Origin of the sequence: Martinezella miluonensis (assembly GCF_900094545.1) — a bacterium.
Classification (GTDB): domain Bacteria; phylum Pseudomonadota; class Alphaproteobacteria; order Rhizobiales; family Rhizobiaceae; genus Rhizobium; species Rhizobium miluonense.
Map to the genome: position 1 here is coordinate 1 of NZ_FMAH01000089.1, position 6,223 is coordinate 6,223.

Sequence of the window (6,223 nt, forward strand, 5' to 3'; positions counted from 1 at the left end):
TCATGTGGACCATCTCGATACCGGAGAGAATGACTTCAGCGCTTGCCGTCGATTTGAAGCCGAGCATGGACCGGATGCGGCGCTTGATGCGCCGATGGTCCTGCTCGATCCGGTTGTTGAGATATTTGCTCCTGCGGATGCGGATCGAGTTCAGTGAACGCCGCGATCGGTCGCGCAGGCGGTCTTCGGCATCGCTGGAAATGACCGCCTGGTGATTGGTCTGGCTGCCGTCGATGACGATGCAATCCGGCCGGCCATGACGATCCAACACCCTGCGAAGGAAGCGCTTGGCCGCCGGCAGGTCACGGCTTTCGCTGAAGAGAAACTCGACCGTGTCGCCGAGGCTGTCGATGGCGCGGTAGAGATACATCCATTCGCCGCGGACCTTGATGTATGTCTCGTCCATATGCCACTTGCCAGTAACGCACCGCTTACGACGGTTAAAGCGCTCGAGCAACTGAGGGGAGAAGTGGACGACCCATCGATGGATGGTGGAGTGATCGACACTCAGGCCACGTTCGGCCATCATCTCTTCCAGGTCCCGCAGACTCAAATTATAAGCCAGATACCAACGTACGCACAGCAGGATCACCGATCGATCGAAGTGGCGGCCGCTGAACATCACAAACTCCCCTGAAAACCAGAGGGCTTAATGCCGGAGATACCTTGCCATTCCGTTTGCGACAGAACCATTTATCTACGCGACGGTGTCGAGATCAGCCGATCGTTGATGGCCCAGTGGATGGGGCATCTGGGCTTCGAGCTGCAGATATGCGCCGATTACATCCTTGAACGCGTCAAGGAGGGCGACAGGGTCTTCGCCGACGAGACGACATTGCCTACCCTTGCACCCGGTTCGGGGAAAACAACGAAGGCCTGGCTTTGGGCTTATGCTCGCGACGATCGCCCCTATGGCGGAACCAGCCCGCCGATGGTGGCCTATCGCTTTGAGGACAGCAGGGGCGCTGATTGCGTGGCGCGTCATCTCGCCGGATACAGCGGTATTCTGCAGGTAGACGGCTACTCGGCCTATACCAATCTCGCCAAGACGCGTGCCAAAGCCGGCAGCAATGAAACGATCCAACTCTCAGGGTGCTGGGCGCACCTACGCCGCAAATTTTACGACCTCCACATCAGTGGAGTCTCGAAGGCTGCAACGGACACGATCATCGCGATGACCGAGCTGTGGCGCATCGAGGATGATGTCCGCGGTCGAGATGCCGACAGCCGTTCCATGCTGCGTCAGGAAAAATCTGCAACCATCGTCTCCGGCCTCTTTGATCTTTGGGAAAAGGAACTGGGCAAGGTCTCTGGCAAGTCCAAGATCGCCGAAGCAATCCGCTACGCGCTCACCCGGCGCGAAGCACTGGAGCGTTTTCTGACGGATGGCCGGATCGAAATTGACTCCAATATCGTCGAGCGCGCGATCAGGCCCCAAACGATCACGAGGAAAAACAGTCTATTTGCTGGCAGCGAGGGCGGTGGACGAACTTGGGCGACGCTGGCCACGCTTCTCCAAACGGCAAAAATGAACAACGTCGATCCGCTCGACTGGCTCTCCCAGACATTGACCCGCATCGCTCAAGGCTGGCCAGTATCAGAGCTCGAGGCCCTTATGCCCTGGAACTTCAGGCCTGACGCGATCGGCTAACCCCTTACGCGGAACTTTGTCACCCGCTCCCTGCAGGCAAACGCCCGTATCGTCTGGCTTTGGCCAGGGCGAGGCTATGACACTGCGCAATGGCTCTTGCCTATTTGGTCGCAGCAATCACTAATGTTGACAGCAGATCGATTTGCTCTTGTTGCCGAGCGACGAGCGCTTTCAGATCTGTATTTCGCAATTCATCCAATTTGTCGTGAAGCGCCATGATTTCGATCTCGGCCTTCAAATTTACCTCGTAATCGTGAGCTGCATCCACCCGGTCTTTGGCGGCGTGCCTGTTCTGACTCATCATGATAACAGGAGCCTGTACGGCCGCGAGCATGGAAAGAATGAGGTTCAGGAAGATGAACGGATAGGGATCGAAGGCGCGCGACGCGGCCAGTAAATTCGCTGCTACCCATATCGCGAGAACCACGGCGAAACTGGTGATGAATGTCCACGAGCCGCCGAATTCTGCGACTTTGTCGGCTAGGCGCTGAGCCGAGGTGAGCCTCTCATCGAATGATTGGTTTGCATCCCGTGTTATTGCGCGGCGCGAGATGAGGCGCCGGAAAACTGCTCGCTCCCGATCGCTCAGGAGTTCGAAGGGCTTGCCCAAGTACCTGTTCGCCCCTTGGTCGATCGCCTGTTTGGAGATTTCGTCGCCTGTTTCAATTGACATGTTTTTCCTCCCGCCAAAGCGACGTCCGGCCCAGTGTCGGAACGTCCAAACTCGCACTCAGCGACGATTATCGACGGCAAGCGACGGACAAAAATGAAAATCCAGGGAGAATGCCAAACACGATGGCGGCTACTCGTCACGCCGTGCTGCTGCACCGTCAATGGATCGTTTGCGTGACGCCTTCGTCATCGAGCAAAACTTGCGATGTCCTGATTAGGCAAACCGTTCTCGCGATAATTTCGTCTGAATAGATTGCGTCGGCCCGGGAAATCTCATCCGTCAACTCCCCAAGGACTTTATTCATGTCCAGCAGCGAGGGAACAAGGTCCGTCAATCCCTCAACCGCTAATGCGTACGCAAGGTTTGCAATCAACGCCCTGAGATAGTCGATAAGTAACCGTCGTTTGGAAGCCGCCAACGCTGAAGGCTTCATCAGGGCTGCTTCGCCGTTGAACTCCATAATGCTCCTCCTCGCCCCATTCTAAGATGGGTTGCTCGACGAGGTTATCAATGCCGCTGCCGAATGAGTTTGCTATGGCGTGGCGGAGAGCGCATTGTATCATATAACTATGCGAAATGGGCAAAAGCCACTCAGGCCGACAGACCTTGGCCCCAACGAAGGAGGACGTGATGTCTTCCACCACCAACCAATTTTTCGATGTCGCCAATTTGAGAATGCTGGATCGTATACTGCGAAAGGCTGGTTTTCGTGGGGGCGAGATATACGCCATTGACGAGAAGGAAATCGATGCGACCAATTTCCTCATTCAGTATTTCCATACAGGTATCATTGACGAGACCGCGCTGAAATCTGCACTTAAAATGTATCTCGCATCACAATCAGCTCCCGGCCCGCTTCCTCAGGCTACGGACGATGGTTCACTGTCGAGATGGCAGGACGACGGCGGCGCTGCAGCAAAGACCTACAAGCTTACGCATGCACCACCACAAAATAGACGAGCGCGCCACCGCAGCCAGGCGGCTATCGCTTTCCGATAGCCAAGCTACCCAAAACGACGTGAGAAAACACAGCAATCAAGCCTTAGGTTTCGCAGATATGTTGGACGACCTGAGCAGCCTTTAAGATCTACTGCTGATATTCCCGAGTGAGCGTTATGTGCTCTCACCCAAGCAGCGAATATGAGCAAGAAGTCCGATGTCGATTTGCTTCTTGTGGGCGATTTGGCCATGCGTCCAAAGAGTGATGATAGTCGTGCGGAGCGTTCTTCGGAGAAACCGGTAACTTCTCCGAGGTTGCGTACGGATTATAAGGTCCCAATGGGGCGATGTCACATTGCGCGCTCAACGGTTGGTGGATAATGCGATGAAGATGAGCGAACACATCGTCAGTTAGAAGAACCGTCGGTTTCCGCCGCAGATCATTGCCCATGCGGTGTCTATTTCCGCTTCCCCTTGAGCCTGCGGCCGGTCGAGGAAATTCTATTGGAGCGCGGTATAGTCGTGTCGTAGGAAACGATCCGCCTGCATGGACCTCGTGACTTCATGAGCCTTCTCCGTTCAGAGCCTGCAAAGCGTATCAGTTTTATGTCCGCCGTGGTCCAGTCCGAAGGGTCCGTTCCAGATCAGATGAAGAACAGAGACGCCATTGATGCGGCGTGCTATACTTGTTTATGGACTACACATCAAACAACCTTGATCTCTCTCATCGACGAGTCGCCGAAGACCATAAGCGTATTCTTGACCAAGAAGCCGATATCCGAGGAAGACTGTTACGTGGGGAATCTAGCCGATTGGCGGAAGAAAAGTTGATTGATCTCAATCGCACTCTTCGCGCACATGTTTTCGAGCGGGATCTGATCATGGCGGCTATCAAGCTGGATCAGCATTAAATATCGGGCTACCTATGCCTAGGCCGAACACAGACCGATCGAACAAAAAGCGAGAAAACCTGGAGATCCTCGTGATGGAACTTCCGATCATTGGAGAGAGACGATGGTAAGTATCGAGCTAATCAAAGTTGAAGAACGAAGAGATAATTGGCTCTTGTACAGTGTCCTAGTGGATGCCATCACGGGCAGAGCAGAGTTTTCTATTGCAGTTAAGGATCACGGAACATCGGCTTCGAATGAAGCAACGGTTCTTCGATCCATACTCAGCTTCGTTGGAGAATTGGAGGAGTCGGCTCGCCTTCGACTCGGTGCCATTTGAGCGGAGGTCGATCGAGCGTGTCGCAAATTATCGGGCTTAACGGTAAGCGATGTACTCCTCACGTCTTGCGAGAATTATAGCCTACTTGCATCCTTCCGACAGGTCCATGGACGGGGTCCAAATACATCCGGCCCAAACAGCGCCATGGACCATGCTGGCGCTATTGACGGCCGTGTCGGCATGATACTTGCCCGCGCTGTCGCTGCGACAGCCGCGGCAATGCTGGGAGCGATCTTACCCCGGTTTTCCTCATGATCGATGCACGATGATTTTCAACGGTACGTTGGCTGATCTTGAGATCAGCGGCGATGTTCTTACAAGGATGACCTGCGAGCACCAGACCCATGATCTGATCTTGTCTCGGCGAGAGAGTCGCAATATGTTGAGCATGCCGGATATGGTGGCCGTTTCGTCGAGACGAGTTATGAGTTCGCGAGCCTCCTCCTTTTTGTCATCGTGGATGCTCCGGGCCAGGACGGTCCGCATCAGGCTAACGTCGCGCCACAAATTCCGGAAGCAGCGTCGAGTCTCAAATTTTACGTTTCAAAATGATGAAGTCAGGCGGATGACTAGAAACGTTCGGGCCTTGGATAAGACGCAATGAGAGCGCATCGTCCGTTATCAGCAGCAAATGAAGCGGGCGCTGCGGAGTGAGGTTCAATACCTCTGCCCCAACCAAAGGAGGACGACATGTCTTCCGTATTCAAGCAACACGTTAGATTATATGAAGGCATCGCAATGCAGGCGATGCTGGTTCTCAGCTTTAGCCTTATATTGTCCCTCGTTTTCCGGGGGATTCTGTGGTGACAGCAATCCATCCCGACAAGACTTCCTCCCAACATGAAGCACGGGTCCGGCTCCGGCGCGTACTAAAGCGGGCTGATTATGCAACTAGCGACATGCATCCGTCGAATGGGATTGATAGCCACGAAGAGGTGATGATCATTCGAAGGATTCACGAAGCGACAATCTTGCCCGCGCATTACCCAAAATCACGGCGCCGGAAGCTGAACGCCAATCCCGCAGCATTGGCTTCCTGGGAAAACGAAGGTGGTGCCGTGTGCAATGCGAAGACGCAATAAACTCCGGAAAACGAGCCGACGCGGCCTTCGCGAAATAGCGCTGCCCGTTGGGTAGGAGGAATCAATGTATTCCCAAACTTCGAGACATGATCTAACGATCCTAGATCTGCAGATGCTGGAACATATCCTTAACAGCACAGTTTTTCCTAAGTCGGTGTCGGAGCCTGCCACTCCGCATAGAGCGGCCGAGTTTCTGATCGACAAGCTCCACAAGGGAAGCTGTTCAGAAGCTGCGCTACTTGAAGAGCCAGATCGCCAGTTTGGCAGCATCATACGCGCTACCAACCCAACCCGAATCTCCATATCTGGCGACCTAATCGTTTCCAAATTCGAAAAAATGCGCTGGGAGATCGAGCGAAACCAGACGTCGGCCCTTGCGAAAGCGCTACGTATCGAAAGGTCGCGGCCCCTCCGAAAGCAGCGGGATAGTTGAAAGGTATATTCATCATGAAGATACCACTAAGCCGACTTTCCCACCCGCATGTACTCCTGGAGTATGTTGCGCTCAAACTGCTCTTCAGCCTTGATTAGCAAGAGCGGCCGGGTTTGCATGGGATCGTGTCCATGTAGGTGGTGTAGCTACCGGCTGCTTGCCGTGCTTTCCGCCCCAGGTCGGAGCGATTATCAGCGCGCCACAGCAGGCAAGCT

5 protein-coding genes and 2 pseudogenes are annotated in these 6,223 nt (G+C 54.3%); 3 read left to right on the forward strand and 4 right to left on the reverse strand.

The annotated features are described in order from the left end of the window. Positions 1–622, reverse strand: a 622-nt coding sequence (locus GA0061102_RS32225) for an IS6 family transposase (RefSeq protein ID WP_092856805.1), incomplete at its 3' end; no start/stop codon positions are given. Between the two features lie 69 nt (positions 623–691). Between GA0061102_RS32225 and tnpC the strand changes: the two are divergent. Next, positions 692–1,651: pseudogene (gene tnpC, locus GA0061102_RS32230) on the forward strand (IS66 family transposase); the annotation flags it as partial. 100 nt (positions 1,652–1,751) lie between these two features. Here tnpC and GA0061102_RS32235 read toward each other — a convergent pair. Further along, positions 1,752–2,324 (reverse strand): DUF1003 domain-containing protein, encoded by a 573-nt coding sequence (locus GA0061102_RS32235; RefSeq protein WP_092856787.1) that lies wholly within the window; start codon positions 2,322–2,324, stop codon positions 1,752–1,754. A 157-nt stretch (positions 2,325–2,481) separates the two neighbouring features. Further along, the gene (locus GA0061102_RS32240) at positions 2,482–2,784 is read right to left on the reverse strand and encodes a hypothetical protein (RefSeq protein WP_092856790.1); all 303 of its coding nucleotides are present in this window, start codon (positions 2,782–2,784) and stop codon (positions 2,482–2,484) included. Positions 2,785–2,954: 170 nt separating this feature from the next. Here GA0061102_RS32240 and GA0061102_RS32245 point away from each other — a divergent pair, with 170 nt between their 5' ends. Beyond that, complete coding sequence (locus tag GA0061102_RS32245; RefSeq protein WP_092856808.1) at positions 2,955–3,323, forward strand: hypothetical protein; 369 nt, start codon at positions 2,955–2,957, stop codon at positions 3,321–3,323. A 379-nt stretch (positions 3,324–3,702) separates the two neighbouring features. Continuing rightward, positions 3,703–3,791, forward strand: a pseudogene (locus tag GA0061102_RS32845) (IS6 family transposase); the annotation flags it as partial. 862 nt (positions 3,792–4,653) lie between these two features. On the opposite strand, the gene GA0061102_RS32265 reads toward GA0061102_RS32845, so the two are convergent. Next, positions 4,654–4,890, reverse strand: coding sequence for a LuxR C-terminal-related transcriptional regulator (locus tag GA0061102_RS32265; RefSeq protein ID WP_342588057.1), 237 nt, complete (start codon positions 4,888–4,890; stop codon positions 4,654–4,656). Between the last annotated feature and the right edge of the window lie 1,333 nt (positions 4,891–6,223).